The organism is Streptococcus oralis, assembly GCF_023109195.1.
Lineage (GTDB): Bacteria > Bacillota > Bacilli > Lactobacillales > Streptococcaceae > Streptococcus > Streptococcus oralis_BV.
Map to the genome: position 1 here is coordinate 80,504 of NZ_JALDUB010000001.1, position 19,050 is coordinate 99,553.

14 protein-coding genes are annotated in these 19,050 nt (G+C 42.8%); all 14 read left to right on the forward strand.

Annotated features, from left to right (window positions below):
- Positions 1 to 148: 148 nt before the first annotated feature.
- The 14 genes from M1F65_RS00490 (at position 149) to M1F65_RS00555 (ending at position 18,968) form a co-directional block, all read left to right on the forward strand.
- A complete protein-coding gene (locus tag M1F65_RS00490; RefSeq protein ID WP_042902668.1) occupies positions 149 to 1,015 on the forward strand; it encodes a TPM domain-containing protein in 867 nt (288 codons plus the stop codon).
- Positions 1,016 to 1,175: 160 nt separating this feature from the next.
- A complete protein-coding gene (locus M1F65_RS00495) occupies positions 1,176 to 1,772 on the forward strand; it encodes a LemA family protein (protein WP_000812473.1) in 597 nt (198 codons plus the stop codon).
- A 131-nt stretch (positions 1,773 to 1,903) separates the two neighbouring features.
- Positions 1,904 to 2,194, forward strand: coding sequence for a hypothetical protein (locus tag M1F65_RS00500; protein WP_042902669.1), 291 nt, complete (start codon positions 1,904 to 1,906; stop codon positions 2,192 to 2,194).
- Positions 2,195 to 2,338: 144 nt separating this feature from the next.
- Positions 2,339 to 3,109 carry a DNA alkylation repair protein gene (locus M1F65_RS00505; protein ID WP_042902670.1) on the forward strand — a complete coding sequence of 257 codons (771 nt, stop codon included), beginning with the start codon at positions 2,339 to 2,341 and terminating at the stop codon, positions 3,107 to 3,109.
- Between the two features lie 115 nt (positions 3,110 to 3,224).
- Positions 3,225 to 5,738, forward strand: a complete 2,514-nt coding sequence (gene secA / locus M1F65_RS00510; RefSeq protein WP_001284115.1) for a preprotein translocase subunit SecA — start codon at positions 3,225 to 3,227, stop codon at positions 5,736 to 5,738.
- 79 nt (positions 5,739 to 5,817) lie between these two features.
- Entirely contained in the window at positions 5,818 to 6,849 is a 1,032-nt protein-coding gene (locus tag M1F65_RS00515; RefSeq protein WP_000231307.1) for a 3-deoxy-7-phosphoheptulonate synthase, read from the forward strand.
- A 1-nt stretch (position 6,850) separates the two neighbouring features.
- Positions 6,851 to 7,882: a 3-deoxy-7-phosphoheptulonate synthase gene (locus M1F65_RS00520; protein WP_000864028.1), complete on the forward strand. Its 1,032-nt coding sequence runs from the start codon at positions 6,851 to 6,853 to the stop codon at positions 7,880 to 7,882.
- 44 nt (positions 7,883 to 7,926) lie between these two features.
- Positions 7,927 to 8,289, forward strand: coding sequence for a holo-ACP synthase (gene acpS / locus M1F65_RS00525; RefSeq protein WP_084853461.1), 363 nt, complete (start codon positions 7,927 to 7,929; stop codon positions 8,287 to 8,289).
- The gene (gene alr, locus M1F65_RS00530; protein ID WP_247925267.1) at positions 8,279 to 9,382 is read left to right on the forward strand and encodes an alanine racemase; all 1,104 of its coding nucleotides are present in this window, start codon (positions 8,279 to 8,281) and stop codon (positions 9,380 to 9,382) included. The genes acpS and alr overlap by 11 nt, the downstream gene beginning before the upstream one ends.
- Before the next feature lie 17 nt (positions 9,383 to 9,399).
- Positions 9,400 to 11,415: an ATP-dependent DNA helicase RecG gene (gene recG / locus M1F65_RS00535; protein ID WP_247925268.1), complete on the forward strand. Its 2,016-nt coding sequence runs from the start codon at positions 9,400 to 9,402 to the stop codon at positions 11,413 to 11,415.
- A gap of 469 nt (positions 11,416 to 11,884) precedes the next feature.
- Complete coding sequence (locus M1F65_RS00540; protein ID WP_247925269.1) at positions 11,885 to 12,865, forward strand: acetylxylan esterase; 981 nt, start codon at positions 11,885 to 11,887, stop codon at positions 12,863 to 12,865.
- Between the two features lie 335 nt (positions 12,866 to 13,200).
- The gene (locus M1F65_RS00545; protein WP_247925270.1) at positions 13,201 to 16,593 is read left to right on the forward strand and encodes an SIALI-17 repeat-containing surface protein; all 3,393 of its coding nucleotides are present in this window, start codon (positions 13,201 to 13,203) and stop codon (positions 16,591 to 16,593) included.
- 234 nt (positions 16,594 to 16,827) lie between these two features.
- Complete coding sequence (locus M1F65_RS00550) at positions 16,828 to 17,526, forward strand: N-acetylmannosamine-6-phosphate 2-epimerase (protein WP_001135657.1); 699 nt, start codon at positions 16,828 to 16,830, stop codon at positions 17,524 to 17,526.
- 113 nt (positions 17,527 to 17,639) lie between these two features.
- Positions 17,640 to 18,968: an extracellular solute-binding protein gene (locus tag M1F65_RS00555; protein ID WP_076984733.1), complete on the forward strand. Its 1,329-nt coding sequence runs from the start codon at positions 17,640 to 17,642 to the stop codon at positions 18,966 to 18,968.
- The last annotated feature ends 82 nt before the right edge of the window (positions 18,969 to 19,050 follow it).

Sequence of the window (19,050 nt, forward strand, 5' to 3'; positions counted from 1 at the left end):
AACCTGCCAAATTGGGGGAGAATCTGTCATCAAATTTCAATCATTTTCCTAGATTTTGTAATCTATTTGTAATGAAAATGCACTTTCTTTGTAAAAATCAAAATGCTATAATTCCTTAAATCAATTTTCCTTTATCAGGGAGGTTATTATGAAAAAAAGCAGATTATTTAAACATAGTTTGTTGGTTCGCTTGCTTGGGTTGCTGATGGTCTTTCTCTTCTTGTCAGCATTCACAGCACCTGAAAAACCTGAGTACGGGATCTATGACCCGGATCATTATTTAACGGATGAGACTATAAGTCAGATTCGGGAATTGAATAATGTAAATAGTAAAAAATCGGAAAAATTCCAGATGGGTGTTTACGTTGTGAAAAGCCTAGATGGAGAAACAATCGAGACTGTAGCCAATGAAACAGCTAGAGCTTGGAAGATTGGCTACTTGGGAGACAACAACGGCGCCTTGATTGTGGTCGCTGTTGAGGATAGAAAATCACGGATTGAAACCAGTAATAATGTGGCCAGTAAAATCACAGACTATCAGACTCACAGGTTCTTGACAACAGCACGTCCTTACTTTAAAAATGGTGACTATAACAAGGGTGTTCTCTCAATAGTCAATAATCTCAACTACATGTTCTATAGTGGATCGAGTACGACTTCTTCAAGTTCTAGAAGTAGTTACGACTATACCACCAACTCTAGTCGCTTAAGGGAACTTGAAAGGTATGCTGGTGAGAGTAGTTCTTCGAGACGGCATCGAAAAAGCAGTTCGAGCGACGGAGTTATCGTATTTGGAGTTCTCATTTACTTCATCGTGATGATTATCGGATTTCTATTTGGTGGTCGTGGTTCACGTGGAGATGATTCTGGCGGTGGCTGGTGGGGCGGTGACTCATCAGACTCAGGTTCCTCTTGGTCTGATTCGGGCTCCTCTTGGTCTGACTCAGGCTCCGACTCATCTGGAGGCTGGGACGGCGGTGGCTTTGATGGCGGTGGTTCGTCTGATGACTGGTGAGTGATCATATATTGCTCAAACCGATTTCTCCATACAGTAAGGTGACTCCTTTGCAAGAGTTCACTCCTTAATTAAAAATAAAAACAAAGTTTGGGAAATTGATTTAAAATCTGAGTATTTTCTCAGAAAAGTTGATAAAAGAAAGTGTTAAGGTTTTGATATGAAACAAAATAAAGTAATTCTCTCAATAGTAGCGATTTTCTTTGGACTACTAGTTCTGGGAAGTTGTTCCGCAGTGACGACCTATAATGGTCTGGTTGGTGAACAGACTAAAGTGGAGCAGGCTCAGGCCGATGTCTCGACAGCCCTCCAACGTCGTTCGGACTTGATTGGTAACTTGGTGGAGTCCGTTAAAGGACAAATGAATCATGAAACCGAAGTCTTTACCAAAATTGCTGATGCTAGAGCTAAAATCGGTAGTAGCTCAGTAACTTCGGAAGAAAACCAAAAGGCTCAGGGAGAGTTGAGCTCAGCTCTTTCCCGCTTGATTTCCTTAACGGAGAATTATCCAGAACTCAAGAGCAATCAAAATGTTGAGCAACTAATGGTCGAACTTTCAGGCAGTGAAAATCGTATTTTTGTAGCACGCAAGGACTATAATAAGGTTGCAGCTGAGTACAATCAAAAGTTGAGAAGTTTTCCAACCGTGCTTTTTGCGAATATGATGAACTTCAAAGAAGCTGAAACCTTTAAAGAAACAGAAGAAGCCAAGACAGTTCCTAAGGTCGATTTTGGAACATCTTCATCAAGTCAATAAAGTGAATCAGCCTATGAATAAAGGAATTTCTCTAGTATGACTAGTGATTTCAAACCGAACCTGGAAAGCTTTTTCCAGGTTTTTTTGGTATAATAAAAGGGAAGAGACAGTGACTGAAATGGAGGTTTGCTATGGAGAGGACAAAAGCCTTTCTTGAAGCGCACTACAAGAGATATATCCTTATGATTTGCCTTCTCTGGTTCCTCATGTTTTTCCTTCCTTGGGATTGGCAAATAGGAGGAGTTTCAATTTATTATTTCGTTATGAAAAAACTCTTTATGGTTTTTGGAGTTTTATCCATCCTATACTCGGTCCTGATTAAAAATTTCAGTCTTCTCATCTTTGGAATTATCTTTTGCTTGGCCTTCTGGATCAATCTCTTTTGGTATTTTGGGATATTGCCTGTATTCTTGGGAAATTAAACATTAACAAATGAAGGACTAGACTAGCTTCTAGTCCTTTTTTCTTCCTTATTAAAATAGTTGGAGATATAAAAATAATTTTGTTGACGGGCTGTCTGTATGATATAATAAGTCCCGTAAAATGAAGATTAAGGGATAAAAAAAATGGCTAAAAAAGTAAAAGATTATTATGACTTGGCTTATGCTAGGGATTTGAGTCGACGGTTGAAAGAAGCGTCCCCTACATTTGATGGACAAAAGTTTAGGCTCTTGTTAGAAAAAGACTTGGAAAATTTGGAGTTTAGCCAGCGTCAAGAACTCTTGGCTAAAAGTATCAAAGATTGCCTCCCCCTATCTTATGAGGACTCTCTCAAGGTTTTTGAGAAAATTTTGGGTCCTGAGTTAGAGGGTGGTTTAGGTATGTTCTCAGAAGGATATTGGCTTTGGCCAATCGGAAAATATGTAGAGCTATATGGAGACAAGGAATTTGAATTGAGCGCGGCCTTTAGTAAGGAACTAACCAAGCGATTTACTGGAGAATTTTCTATGAGGCCCTTGCTGGCTCGCTATCCTAAGGCTACAATGACTTTGCTGTTAGAATGGAGTCAGGATGAAAATTTGCGCGTTCGCAGACTTGCCAGCGAATGTATGCGTATCCGTCTGCCTTGGGCTAAGAGACAAACCGTGGTATTGGATTATTTTGAGGATTTCACCACTATTCTGACCAATCTAAAAGATGATAGAGATAAGTCTATTCAAAAAAGTGTAGCCAATAATCTAAATGATTTGTACAAGGAAGACCCTGATAAGTTTGAAAAGATTCTTCAAACTTGGCAAAAGGAGGAGCTAAGTCCAAGTTGTGCTTGGATCATCAAGCATGCATCTCGAACAAAAAACAAAAAAAGAGCCACAGAAGATTTATGCAAAAAAAGCTGAATTTTGGCTGGCCTTTTCCGTTGTAAATTAAGGATTCTTTCTTGAAAAATAATGGTAAATATGCTAAAATTAAAAGAACATTCTAAAATATTCAGAATAAAAAGTAAGGAAAATCATGGCTAATATTTTAAAAACGATTATTGAAAATGATAAAGGAGAACTTCGTCGTCTGGAAAAGATGGCTGATAAGGTTCTTAACTATGAGAGCCAAATGGCTGCAATGTCAGACGAAGAACTAAAAGCGAAAACTGACGAATTTAAAGAACGTTACAACAAGGGTGAATCGCTTGATTCATTGCTATATGAGGCTTTTGCAGTAGTTCGTGAAGCTGCAAAACGTGTCCTTGGGCTCTTCCCTTATAAGGTTCAGGTAATGGGGGGAATCGTTCTTCACCATGGTGACGTTCCAGAGATGCGTACCGGTGAAGGGAAGACCTTGACGGCGACCATGCCAGTGTACCTCAATGCCCTTGCAGGTAAAGGGGTTCACGTAGTTACAGTCAATGAATACCTAACAGAACGTGACGCGACTGAGATGGGTGAGCTCTACTCATGGCTCGGTTTGTCAGTAGGGATCAACTTGGCAGCTAAATCTCCAATGGAGAAAAAAGAGGCTTACCTTTGCGACATTACCTACTCAACAAACTCAGAGATTGGTTTCGACTACCTTCGTGACAACATGGTCGTTCGTGCAGAAAACATGGTGCAACGTCCACTCAATTATGCCTTGGTCGATGAGGTTGACTCAATTTTGATCGACGAAGCTCGTACACCATTGATCGTTTCAGGTGCCAACGCAGTTGAAACAAGCCAACTCTACCATATGGCGGACCACTTCGTGAAATCTTTGGACAAGGACGACTATATCATTGACGTTCAGTCTAAGACGATCGGTTTGTCAGATTCTGGTATTGACAAGGCTGAAAGCTACTTCAAATTAGAAAATCTCTACGACATTGAAAATGTAGCTCTTACTCACTTTATCGACAATGCCCTCCGTGCCAACTATATCATGATTCTCGATATCGACTATGTGGTTAGTGAAGAGCAGGAAATCTTGATCGTCGACCAATTTACAGGTCGTACCATGGAAGGTCGTCGTTACTCTGATGGTTTGCACCAAGCGATTGAAGCAAAAGAAGGTGTGCCAATCCAAGATGAGACCAAGACATCAGCTTCTATTACCTACCAAAACCTCTTCCGTATGTATAAGAAATTGGCAGGTATGACAGGTACTGGTAAAACAGAAGAAGAAGAATTCCGCGAAATCTACAACATTCGTGTTATCCCAATCCCAACTAACCGTCCAATTCAACGTATCGACCACTCAGACCTTCTTTATGCAAGTCTTGATGCGAAATTTAAGGCTGTAGTTGAAGATGTAAAAGCTCGTTACCAAAAAGGTCAGCCGGTCTTGGTAGGTACAGTTGCCGTTGAAACGAGTGACTTCCTTTCTAAGAAATTGGTAGCAGCAGGTGTTCCTCACGAAGTCTTGAATGCGAAGAACCACTACAGAGAAGCGCAAATCATCATGAACGCTGGTCAACGTGGTGCCGTTACCATCGCAACCAACATGGCCGGTCGTGGTACCGACATCAAGCTTGGTGAAGGAGTTCGTGAACTTGGTGGTCTTTGCGTCATTGGTACAGAGCGTCACGAAAGTCGCCGTATTGATAATCAGCTTCGTGGACGTTCAGGACGTCAAGGAGACCCAGGTGAGTCACAATTCTACTTGTCTCTTGAAGATGATTTGATGAAACGTTTCGGTTCAGAACGTTTGAAAGGTGTCTTTGAACGTCTCAATATGTCTGACGAAGCCATCGAATCTCGCATGTTAACGCGTCAAGTTGAAGCAGCTCAAAAACGTGTCGAAGGAAACAACTACGACACTCGTAAACAAGTCCTTCAATACGATGATGTTATGCGTGAACAACGTGAGATCATCTATGCACAACGTTATGATGTCATTACTGCAGATCGTGACTTGGCACCAGAAATCCATGCTATGATTCGTCGTACCATTGGACGTATCGTGGATGCACATGCACGTTCTAAGGAAGATGAAAAATTGGAAGCAATCTTGAACTTTGCTAAGTATAACTTGCTTCCAGAAGATTCAATTAGCCGTTCAGATCTTGCAGGTCTGTCAGACCAAGCTATCAAAGATGAACTTTTCCAACGTGCCTTGAAAGTCTATGACAGCCAAGTTGCTAAGCTTCGTGACGAAGATGCAGTGAAAGAATTCCAAAAAGTCTTGATTCTACGTGTTGTAGACAACAAGTGGACAGACCATATCGATGCTCTTGACCAGTTGCGAAATGCTGTTGGTCTTCGTGGATATGCTCAAAACAACCCAGTTGTAGAATATCAAGCAGAAGGTTTCCGCATGTTTAACGACATGATTGGATCGATTGAATTCGATGTGACCCGCTTGATGATGAAAGCACAAATCCATGAACAAGAACGTCCGCAAACTGAACACAATATCAGTACAACTGCGACTCGTAATATCGCAGCGCAGCAGGCAAGCCTTCCAGAAGATTTGGACTTGAGCCAAATCGGACGGAACGACCAATGCCCATGTGGATCAGGTAAGAAATTCAAGAACTGTCATGGAAAGAGACAATAATATGAGATAAGATACAGGCGGATACCTGGTAAAAATCATTTTTTGCTTGGTGTCCGTTTGCTTTATAAGGAGATGAATCATGGTATTTAAAGCTAAAAGTCCTAAAATTAACATTGAAGAAGTTCGCGCCTTGTCTAAATTAGAGGGAGCGGCTCTTGCGAGAAAAAATCAACGTGATCAGGAATTGGAAGCCATCATTCGTGGGGAAGACCAGCGTATTCTCTTGGTGATAGGACCATGTTCATCTGATAACGAAGAGGCGGTTCTTGAGTATGCCAAGCGTCTATCTGCTTTGCAAGAAGAGGTCAAAGACCGTATTTTTATGGTCATGCGTGTCTATACGGCTAAACCTCGCACCAATGGAGATGGCTATAAGGGCTTGATTCATCAACCAAATGCGACAGAAGCTCCTAGCTTGATCAATGGGATCAAGGCTGTTCGTCAGCTCCACTACCGCGTGATTACCGAGACGGGAATGACAACAGCGGATGAGATGCTTTATCCTGAAAATCTTCCGCTGGTGGATGATTTGATTTCTTATATGGCTGTTGGAGCTCGTTCTGTAGAGGATCAACAGCACCGTTTTGTAGCGAGTGGAGCAGACTTTTCAACAGGATTTAAAAATCCCACATCTGGAAATCTCAATGTCATGTTTAACGGGATTTATGCAGCACAAAATAAACAGAGTTTCCTCTTCCTCGGTAAAGAGGTGGAAACAACGGGGAATCCATTGTCCCACGCCATTCTTCGCGGTGCCTTGAATGAATACGGGAAAAATATTCCTAACTACTACTATGACAATTTGATGGATACCATTGATCAGTACGAAAAGATGGGCTTGGAAAATCCATTTATCATCATCGATACCAATCATGATAATTCAGGCAAGCAGTACATGGATCAAATTCGTATCGTTCGTCAGACCTTGATTAACCGTGACTGGAATGAGAAGATTAAGAAATATGTTCGTGGTTTTATGATTGAGTCCTATCTGGAAGATGGACGTCAAAATGAGCCAGAAGTTTTTGGTAAGTCCATTACAGATCCGTGTCTAGGCTGGGACAACACAGAAGCACTTGTTCGCGAAATTTACCAAACGCTAGGAGAGTAAGATGGCATTTATCGAAAAAGGTCAAGAAATTGATATTGAAGCAATCAAGGCTGCGACCCAGTTGTCACCTGAAGCCTTGCGAAAGAAAGAAGCCCGCGATAGAGAGTTGGCAGCCATCATCTCGGGTGAGGACGACCGAATCCTTTTGGTGATGGGACCGTGTTCTTCAGACAATGAAGAAGCTGTGCTCGAATATGCTCGTCGTTTAGCAGACTTACAGAAAAAAGTTGCAGATAAAATCTTTATCGTGATGCGTGTCTATACGGCTAAACCTCGTACTAATGGAGATGGCTATAAGGGCATGATTCATCAACCAAATACCAGCGAAGCGCCTAGTCTCATCAATGGTTTGCAGGCTGTTCGTCAGCTCCACTACCGTGTGATTACCGAAACTGGCTTGACAACAGCTGATGAGATGCTCTATCCGTCAAACCTCGTTTTGGTTGATGACCTGGTCAGCTACCATGCTGTAGGGGCTCGTTCGGTGGAAGACCAGGAACACCGCTTTGTAGCCTCTGGGATTGATGCTCCGGTTGGGATGAAAAATCCGACATCTGGGAACCTTGGGGTCATGTTTAATGCTATCTATGCAGCTCAAAACAAGCAAACCTTCCTTTACCACGGTCAAGAAGTGGAAACTTCAGGAAATCCCTTGGCCCACGTTATCCTTCGTGGCGCCATGAACGAATATGGTAAAAATGAACCCAACTTCTACTATGAAACCCTCTTAAATGCCATCAATCGCTATGAGACTATGGGGCTTGAAAATCCCTTCATTATCATCGATACCAATCATGATAATTCAGGCAAGCAGTATATGGAACAAATTCGCATTGTTCGTCAAGCCTTGCTGAATCGTGACTGGAATGAAAAGATTAAAAAGACGGTTCGAGGCTTTATGATCGAATCTTACCTAGCTGATGGTCGCCAAAATCAACCAGAGGTCTTCGGTTGCTCTATAACTGACCCTTGTCTAGGTTGGGAAAATACAGTAGCCTTGGTAGAAGAAATTTATACTACCTTAACAAAATAAGTGAAAAGGATGGAGTTGGGGGAATCTCAGCTCCTTTTGTGAGTATGATAGTTGGACACGGAATTGACATCGAAGAATTGGCTTCGATAGAAAATGCAGTTACACGACGTGAGGGCTTTGCCAAGCGCGTGCTGACTGCTAAAGAAATGGAGCGCTTTACCAGTCTCAAAGGGCGCAGACAAATCGAATACTTGGCTGGTCGCTGGTCGGCTAAGGAGGCCTTTTCCAAGGCTATGGGAACTGGTATTGGAAAACTGACCTTTCAGGATTTGGAAGTTTTGAACAATGAACGAGGGGCTCCTTATTTTAGTCAGTCGCCATTTTCAGGAAAGATTTGGCTGTCGATCAGCCATACAGATCAGTTTGTGACAGCCAGTGTCATTTTGGAGGAAAATCATGAAAGCTAGTCCACATAGACCAACCAAGGCTCTGATATATCTGGGAGCCATTCGACAAAATATACAACAAATGGGAAGTCATATCCCTAATGGTACGCTCAAATTTGCAGTAGTCAAGGCTAATGCTTATGGACATGGGGCGGTAGCTGTTGCAACGGAGATCCAGGATGTTGTTGATGGATTTTGCGTTTCCAATATCGATGAAGCTATCGAGTTGCGTCAAGCAGGTATAAACAAGAAAATCCTCATTTTAGGAGTTTCTGAAATAGAAGCTGTTGCTCTAGCTAAAGAATACGACATCACCTTGACAGTGGCAGGATTGGAGTGGATTCAAGCGCTGTTAGACAAGAAAGCAGATTTAACTGACTTGACTGTCCATCTCAAGATTGATTCAGGAATGGGACGAATTGGTTTTAGAGAGGCCAGTGAAGCTGATCTGGCTCAAGACTTGCTCAAGCAACATGGTGCTCGCGTTGAAGGAATTTTTACCCACTTTGCGACTGCAGATGAGGAATCAGATACCTACTTTAATCAGCAGTTAGAATGCTTTAAAGCTATTTTGGCAAGTATGAAGGAAGTTCCAGAGCTGGTTCATGCCAGCAACTCAGCAACGACCCTCTGGCATGCAGAGACTATTTTCAATGCAGTTCGTATGGGAGATTCCATGTATGGTCTCAATCCAAGTGGAGAGGTTCTGAACTTGCCTTATGACTTGACTCCAGCCTTGACCTTGGAGTCTGCTCTGGTTCATGTCAAGACAGTTCCAGCTGGAGCTTGCATGGGCTATGGAGCCACCTATCAGGCGGATAGCGAGCAAGTCATCGCGACCGTGCCAATCGGCTATGCGGATGGTTGGACACGAGATATGCAAAATTTCACTGTCTTGGTAGATGGACAAGCTTGCCCAATTGTCGGACGAGTATCTATGGACCAAATCACCATTCGTCTGCCTAAGATTTATCCGCTCGGAACAAAAGTAACCCTGATCGGTAGCAATGGTGACCAGGAAATCACAGCAACTCAGGTAGCGACCTACCGTGGAACCATTAACTATGAGGTGGTTTGTCTCCTCAGTGACCGCATTCCTAGAGAATATTATTAAAAAGAAAGGAGTGGAGCATGAACCTACATCAACCCTTGCATGTCTTGCCTGGTGTGGGGCCAAAGTCAGCAGAGAAATACGCCAAACTAGGAATTGAAAACTTGCAAGACCTCTTGCTCTACTTTCCTTTCCGTTATGAAGATTTCAAGACCAAGCAGGTCCTAGATCTGGAAGATGGGGAAAAGGCAGTTCTGTCTGGTCAAGTCGTGACTCCTGCTAGTGTCCAGTATTATGGTTTCAAGCGTAATCGCTTGCGTTTTAGTCTCAAGCAGGGAGAAGTTGTTTTTGCGGTGAATTTCTTTAACCAACCCTATCTGGCTGATAAGATAGAGTTGGGTGCAACTCTTGCTGTCTTTGGGAAATGGGACCGTGCCAAGGCCAGTCTGACTGGGATGAAGGTCCTGGCTCAGGTTGAGGATGACCTCCAACCTGTCTATCGTCTGGCTCAAGGAATCAGTCAGGCCAGTCTGGTCAAGGTCATCAAGACAGCCTTTGATCAGGGGTTGGACCTCTTGATAGAGGAAAATCTTCCCCAGCCTTTACTTGATAAATACAAACTCATGTCCCGTTGTCAGGCCGTTCGTGCCATGCATTTTCCTAAGGATTTAGCAGAATACAAGCAGGCCCTTCGTCGGATCAAATTTGAGGAACTTTTTTACTTCCAAATGCAGTTGCAGTCACTCAAGTCTGAAAATAGAGTTCAGGGAAGCGGTCTGGTTCTGAATTGGTCCCAGGAAAAAGTGACAGCCGTTAAAGAAAATCTGCCTTTTGCCCTAACCCAAGCTCAGGAAAAGAGTTTGCAGGAAATTTTGGCCGACATGCAGTCCGACCACCACATGAATCGTCTCCTGCAAGGAGATGTGGGGAGCGGAAAAACGGTGGTTGCTGGCTTGGCCATGTTTGCAGCGGTGACGGCTGGCTACCAGGCGGCTCTCATGGTGCCGACAGAAATCCTAGCAGAGCAACACTTTGAGAGTTTACAGAACCTTTTTCCAGACTTGAAACTGGCTCTCTTGACAGGTTCCTTAAAAGCTGCAGAAAAAAGAGAAGTTTTAGAGACCATTGCCAAGGGTGAGGCTGACTTTATTATCGGAACTCACGCTCTGATACAGGATGGGGTGCAGTATGCTCGTCTTGGTTTGATTATCATCGATGAGCAGCACCGTTTTGGTGTGGGCCAAAGGCGTATTTTACGAGAAAAAGGAGATAATCCTGACGTTCTCATGATGACGGCGACGCCCATTCCACGGACGCTGGCTATCACAGCCTTTGGCGATATGGATGTTTCCATTATCGACCAGATGCCAGCAGGGCGGAAGCCCATTGTGACGCGCTGGATTAAGCATGAGCAGCTGCCTCAGGTCTTGATTTGGTTAGAGGGGGAAATCCAAAAAGGTTCGCAAGCCTATGTTATCTCTCCCCTGATCGAAGAATCTGAAGCTCTGGATCTGAAAAATGCTATTGCCTTATCTGAGGAGTTGACAGCTCATTTTGCTGGCAAGGCAGAAGTAGCCCTCCTACATGGTAAGATGAAGAGTGACGAAAAAGACCAGATCATGCAGGAGTTCAAAGAGAGAAAAACGGATATTCTGGTTTCGACAACGGTTATTGAGGTTGGGGTTAATGTTCCCAATGCGACCGTCATGATTATCATGGATGCCGACCGGTTCGGTCTCAGTCAGCTTCACCAGCTCAGAGGCCGTGTGGGTCGGGGTGACAAGCAGTCCTATGCTGTTCTTGTGGCTAATCCTAAGACTGAGTCTGGGAAGGACCGCATGCGCATCATGACAGAAACGACCAATGGATTTGTCCTTGCGGAGGAAGATTTGAAAATGCGTGGTTCTGGTGAGATTTTTGGAACCAGACAGTCAGGACTTCCAGAGTTTCAAGTGGCGGATATTATCGAAGATTTTCCGATTTTAGAAGAAGCCAGAAAGGTTGCCAGCTACATTAGTTCGATAGAAGGTTGGCAAGAGGATCCAGAATGGCGCATGATTGCTCTCCATCTGGAAAAGAAAGAACATCTAGATTAATACTCTTCGAAAATCAAATTTAAACCACGTCAACGTCGCCTTGGATTATATATGTAACTGACTTCGTCAGTCTTATCTACAACCTCAAAGCAGTGCTTTGAGCAACCTGCGGCTAGTTTCCTAGTTTGCTCTTTGATTTTCATTGAGTATAAGCTTTCTCTAAGGAAAACTTAAGCTAGCTTTTAGGTTTGGGCCTTATACTAGAATCATCAAAAAGAAACGAGGACTCTCACATGACGATTAAAGTAACCTACCAAAAGAAATTCCAAACCGTCAAACTAGAGAAAGGAGCTAGCACCTATTGATACACAGAGAGCGGAAACGCTCTTTTTATTTTTAAAACTACTTTCAGGCGATAGGTTTGAGGAAAGAGAATCTAAAATCACTTTCTATTTAGAATTCTTTCTTGCATTGCCTTCCTAGATATGCTAGAGTTATGATAGCGATTACAAAACTAAAGGAGCATGCTATGAAAAATCCAGCTTTGCTAGAAGAAATTAAGACTTATAAAGGACGGGATGAGATTCCAGAAGACTTTGATGCTTTCTGGGATGAAGAGGTCAAAAAAGTTTCATCTCTTCCAGCCTACCAGTTGGAGGAAAGAGATTTCCACATTCCTCAAGTCAAGTGTTATGAGCTGACCTTTGAAGGAACTAATGAAGGCAAGGTCTATGCACGAATCGTCCTTCCAAAGACTGAGGAGAAGGTTCCGCTAATCTTCCACTTTCATGGCTATATGGGACGTGGCTGGGACTGGGCCGACATGCTGGCCTATACTGTGGCTGGTTACGGTGTTGTTTCCATGGACGTTCGTGGTCAGTCGGGCTATTCTCAAGACGGCTTGCGCTCTCCACTAGGAAATACGGTGAAGGGGCATATCATCCGTGGTACTGTGGAAGGTCGTGAACATCTCTTTTATAAGGATGTTTATCTGGATATTTACCAGTTGGTTGAAATTATTGCTAGTCTGCCTCAGGTGGATGAGAAAAGACTTTCTAGCTATGGTGCCTCACAAGGTGGGGCTTTAGCCCTAGTTGCAGCAGCGCTCAATCCTCGGATTCAGCGAACAGTTGCCATCTATCCCTTCTTGTCCGACTTTAGACGAGTACTTGAGATTGGCAATACCAGTGAAGCCTATGATGAACTCTTCCGTTATTTCAAGTTCCACGATCCCTTCCATGAAACAGAGGAGGAAATCATGGCGACCCTTGCCTATATCGATGTGAAAAATCTTGCCCATCGTATCAAAGGAGAGGTCAAGATGATTACGGGCTTGGATGACGATGTTTGCTATCCTATTACCCAGTTTGCGATTTACAACCGCCTAACTTGCGACAAGGCCTATCGCATCATGCCAGAGTATGCTCACGAAGCCATGAATGTTTTTGTCAATGACCAAGTCTATAACTGGCTCTGTGGCAGTGAGATTCCTTTTAAGTACGTAAGATAATGAATGAGAGAGCCCAGGAGCTCTCTTTTTATGTCCAAAACCTGAAAGTACTTTTAGAAAATTTAAAATATTAAAATATTCTTAAAAGTAAAATCTATTCTGTGGGAACACAGATATAAATATAAGACTTTATTGTATAATAAAGGAAAAGTCACTTGTGAAAGGAGGAAAAAGGCTGCCGGGTGGTTAAAAACTCGGGCTCAGCAGAAAATGGGAGAGGATTGGGAGCTCTCATTAAGTTGGATACTTTCTTGTAAAACTTGTCTCTTGAGAGACAATAAAAATTTTCAAAGAAAAAGAAAGCGCTTTATTTTATGAAAAATGAAAGGACAAACATGAATTACAAATCTTTAGATCGGAAACAGCGATACGGAATTCGAAAATTTGCAGTTGGGGCGGCATCTGTAGTGATTGGTACAGTAGTATTTGGAGCAAATCCAGTCTTAGCTCAAGAGCAAGCCAATGCAGCAGGAGCCAATACAGAAACTGTCGAACCTGGTCAAGGTTTATCAGAATTGCCAAAAGAAGCGTCCTCGGGAGATCTTGCTCATTTGGATAAGGATTTGGCTGGTAAATTGGCAGCAGCTCAAGACAACGGCGTTGAGGTGGACCAAGATCATTTGAAAAAAAATGAGAGTGCAGAATCAGAAACCCCATCCTCTACGGAAACTCCTGCAGAAGGAACAAATAAGGAAGAGGAATCAGAGGATCAGGGTGCTATTCCTCGTGACTATTACTCAAGAGATTTAAAAAATGCTAATCCTGTCCTTGAAAAAGAAGATGTTGAAACCAATGCAGCAAATGGTCAGAGAGTTGATTTATCAAATGAACTAGACAAACTAAAGCAACTAAAAAATGCTACAGTTCACATGGAGTTCAAACCAGATGCATCAGCTCCACGCTTTTACAATCTCTTCTCTGTATCCAGTGACACCAAGGAAAATGAGTACTTTACTATTTCGGTCCTTGATAATACAGCTCTTATTGAAGGGCGTGGCGCTAACGGGGAGCAGTTCTATGATAAGTATACAGATGCTCCTTTGAAAGTTCGCCCTGGACAATGGAATTCAGTGACCTTTACTGTTGAACAACCGACAACGGAGTTACCTCATGGTCGAGTTCGTCTCTATGTGAACGGTGTCTTATCCCGTACAAGTCTCAAATCTGGTAACTTCATTAAAGATATGCCAGATGTTAATCAAGCTCAACTTGGAGCAACCAAACGGGGCAATAAAACAGTTTGGGCATCAAACCTACAAGTTCGAAACCTAACTGTTTATGATCGTGCTTTAAGCCCAGATGAAGTTCAAACACGGAGTCAATTATTTGAAAGAGGTGAATTGGAACAGAAACTTCCTGAGGGAGCAAAAGTCACTGAGAAAGAAGACGTCTTTGAAGGTGGTAGGAACAATCAACCAAATAAAGATGGTATCAAGAGTTATCGTATCCCAGCTCTTCTCAAGACAGATAAAGGAACGCTGATTGCAGGAACGGATGAAAGACGTTTGCACCATTCTGACTGGGGAGATATTGGAATGGTTGTTCGTCGCAGCTCAGATAATGGAAAAACATGGGGAGACCGAATCGTAATCTCAAATCCTCGTGACAATGAGCATGCTAAACATGCAGTTTGGCCATCTCCAGTCAATATTGATATGGCCTTGGTGCAAGACCCTGAAACAAAGAGAATTTTTGCAATTTATGACATGTTCCTTGAAAGTAAGGCAGTATTTTCATTGCCGGGGCAAGCTCCGAAAGCTTATGAACAAGTGGGAGATAAAGTTTATCAAGTTTTATATAAGCAAGGAGAATCAGGTCGCTATACAATTCGAGAAAACGGAGAGGTTTTCGACCCTCAAAATAGAAAGACAGATTATCGTGTTGTCGTTGACCCTAAAAAACCAGCCTACAGCGATAAGGGAGATTTGTATAAAGGGAATGAGTTAATCGGAAATATTTATTTTGAATATAGCGAAAAGAATATTTTTAGAGTTTCCAATACCAACTACCTATGGATGTCCTACAGTGATGACGATGGGAAGACTTGGTCTGCACCAAAAGATATTACACATGGGATTCGGAAAGATTGGATGCACTTCCTAGGAACTGGACCTGGTACGGGGATTGCCTTACGTACAGGACCTCATAAGGGAAGACTTGTGATTCCAGTTTATACAACAAACAACGTTTCCTACCTAAGTGGTTCTCAATCATCTCGTGTAATTTATTCAGATGATCATGGAGAAACATGGCAAGCAGGGGAAGCAGTTAATGATAACCGCCCAGTAGGCAACCAAACCATTCACTCTTCAACCATGAATAATCCAGGCGCCCAAAATACGGAGTCGACTGTTGTTCAGTTGAATAATGGGGATCTCAAGCTCTTTATGCGTGGGTTGACTGGTGATCTTCAGGTTGCGACCAGTCATGATGGGGGAGCAACGTGGGATAAGGAAATCAAACGTTATCCTCAAGTAAAAGACGTTTATGTTCAAATGTCCGCTATTCACACCATGCATGAAGGGAAGGAATACATTCTACTCAGCAATGCTGGTGGCCCTGGACGCAACAATGGTTTGGTTCACCTGGCTCGTGTTGAGGAGAATGGTGAGTTGACATGGCTAAAACACAATCCTATACAAAGTGGTAAGTTTGCTTACAACTCGCTCCAAGAACTCGGAAATGGCGAATATGGTTTGCTTTATGAGCATGCGGATGGCAATCAAAACGATTATACTTTATCCTATAAGAAATTCAACTGGGATTTCTTAAGCAAAGACAGAATTTCTCCTAAAGAAGCAAAAGTAAAATATGCTATCCAAAAATGGCCAGGTATTATTGCCATGGAGTTCGATTCGGAAGTATTGGTAAACAAGGCTCCGACCCTTCAATTGGCAAATGGCAAGACAGCAACCTTTATGACTCAGTACGATACAAAAACTCTCTTATTCACAATAGACCCAGAGGATATGGGTCAAAGGATTACAGGTCTAGCTGAGGGTGCAATTGAAAGCATGCACAATTTACCAGTTTCTTTAGCTGGCTCTAAACTAAGCGATGGTATTAATGGCAGTGAAGCTGCTATCCATGAGGTTCCAGAGTTCACAGGTAGTGTTAATGCTGAGGAAGCCCCAGTGGCAGAGATACCAGAGTACACTGGACCATTGGCAACAGTAGGTGAAGAACCAGCTCCAACAGTAGAAAAACCAGAATTCACTGGTGGTGTCAATGCTGAGGAAGCCCCAGTGGCAGAGCTGCCAGAGTACACCGGTCCATTATCAACAGTAGGCGAAGAAGCAGCGCCAACGGTTGAAAAGCCTGAATTTACAGGTGGGGTCAACGCTGTTGAGGCGGCAGTCCATGAACTTCCAGAGTTCAAGGGTGGAGTTAATGCAGTTCTAGCAGCCTCAAACGAGCTTCCGGAATATAGAGGAGGTGCTAACTTTGTCTTGGCAGCTTCAAATGACCTGCCAGAGTATAAGGGTGGTGTCAATGGTGCTGAGGCAGCAGTCCTTGAAGTGCCAGAGTACAAGGGAGACACCAATCTAGTATTAGCAGCTGCAGACAACAAACTGTCTCTAGGCCAAGATGTGACCTATCAAGCGCCAGCAGCTAAACAAGATGAACTTCCGAATACGGGAAGTAAGGAAACAAACTCACTGATTTCCCTTGGTCTTGCAGGTGTTCTTTTATCCTTGTTTGCATTTGGCAAGAAGAGAAAAGAATAATAAGAAAAAGCTATTTGAGTAACTCTCAGAAGAGATAGCAGGTTTTTCAGCCTGCTATCTTTTTTTGACGACATTCAGGTTGATTCGAAATCATAAGAGGTCTGAAACTACTTTCAGGATAGTCTGTTCTATAAAATAGTTTTGAAACTGAAATCTATTCTACCACAAGCTATTGAAAGCGCTTAACAAATGATATATAATAAGCCCATAAGAACAAGAAAGGGAGGAAAGAGGATGCCACAGATTAGCAAAGAAGCCTTGATTGAACAAATCAAAGATGGAATCATTGTCTCTTGCCAGGCACTTCCTCACGAACCGCTTTATACAGAAGCGGGAGGAGTCATTCCCTTGCTAGTCAAAGCGGCTGAGCAAGGTGGAGCAGTCGGTATCCGAGCAAACAGTGTTCGCGATATCAAGGAGATTAAGGAGGTTACGAAACTCCCGATTATCGGGATTATCAAACGTGACTATCCGCCACAGGAGCCTTTCATTACAGCTACGATGAGAGAAGTTGATGAACTGGCTGAACTAGACATTGAGGTCATTGCTCTGGATTGTACCAAACGTGAACGTTACGACGGTTTGGAAATCCAAGACTTTATTCGACAAGTCAAAGAAAAGTATCCGCATCAACTCTTAATGGCTGATACCAGTACCTTTGAAGAGGGAATAGCAGCGGTCGAAGCAGGGATTGATTTTGTTGGAACAACCCTATCAGGTTATACCTCTTATAGTCCTAAGGTAGATGGTCCAGACTTTGAACTAATCAAAAAACTCTGCGATGCCGGTGTGGATGTCATCGCTGAAGGGAAGATTCATACACCAGAACAAGCTAAGCAAATCCTTGAATATGGGGTGCGAGGTATCGTTGTTGGTGGTGCGATTACTAGACCAAAAGAGATTACGGAGCGCTTTGTTGCCGGTCTTAAATAACACAATCTCAAAAAAGAGGAGAGTGGTCGATGCGTCGGATGAAATGAAAACGTATACAAATATAAAGAACTCATTATCCAATATGGATACGCTTATCAATTAGGAGAATACAAATGAAATTTAGAAAACTAGCTTGTACAGTACTTGCGGGTGCTGCGATTCTTGGCCTTGCGGCTTGTGGTAACTCTGGTGGAAGTAAAGATGCTGGAAGTTCTAGTAGCGATAGCGGAAAAACAGAAATTACTTGGTGGGCATTCCCAGTCTTCACACAAGAAAAAACGGGTGACGGTGTTGGAACATATGAAAAATCAATCATCGAAGCTTTTGAAAAAGCAAATCCAGATGTAAAAGTGAAATTGGAAACCATCGACTTTAAATCAGGTCCAGAAAAGATCACAACAGCCATCGAAGCAGGAACAGCGCCAGACGTACTCTTTGACGCACCAGGACGTATCATCCAATACGGTAAAAATGGTAAATTGGCTGAGTTGAACGACCTCTTCACAGACGAATTCGTCAAAGATGTTAACAACGAAAACATCGTACAAGCAAGTAAGGCTGGAGACAAAGCTTACATGTATCCAATCAGTTCAGCTCCATTCTACATGGCTATGAACAAGAAAATGTTGGAAGATGCTGGAGTTGCAAACCTTGTAAAAGAAGGTTGGACAACTGATGACTTTGAAAAAGTTTTGAAAGCGCTTAAAGATAAAGGCTATACACCAGGTTCATTGTTCAGTTCTGGTCAAGGGGGAGACCAAGGAACACGTGCCTTCGTTGCAAACCTTTATGGCGGTTCTGTAACAGACAAAGACGTAACCAAATATACAACAGACGATCCTAAATTTGTCAAAGGTCTTGAAAAAGCTGCTAGCTGGATCAAGGACGGTCTATTGAACAATGGTTCACAATTTGACGGTGGGGCAGACATCCAAAACTTTGCGAACGGTCAAACATCATACACAATCCTTTGGGCACCAGCTCAAAACGGTATCCAAGCGAAACTCTTGGAAGCAAGTAAGGTAGATGTGGTAGAAGTACCATTCCCATCAGACTCTGGTAAACCATCTCTTGAATATCTTGTAAACGGATTTGCAGTATTTAACAACAAAGACGATAAGAAAATCGCAGCTGCTAAGAAATTCGTTCAATTCATCGCAGATGACAAAGAATGGGGTCCTAAAGACGTAGTTCGTACAGGTGCCTTCCCAGTTCGTACTTCATTTGGCAAACTTTATGAAGACAAACGTATGGAAACAATCAGTGGCTGGACTAAATACTACTCACCATACTACAACACTATCAACGGATTTGCTGAAATGAGAACACTTTGGTTCCCAATGTTGCAATCTGTATCTAATGGTGACGAAAAACCAGCGGATGCTTTGAAAGCCTTCACTGAAAAAGCTAACGAAACAATCAAAAAAGCTACAAAACAATAAGCACTAAGTCAGATTGATTCCCCCCTTTTCCCTGTGCACTATGGTGTAAGAAAAGGGGGACTTTTGTTTGAAATGGTAGGAA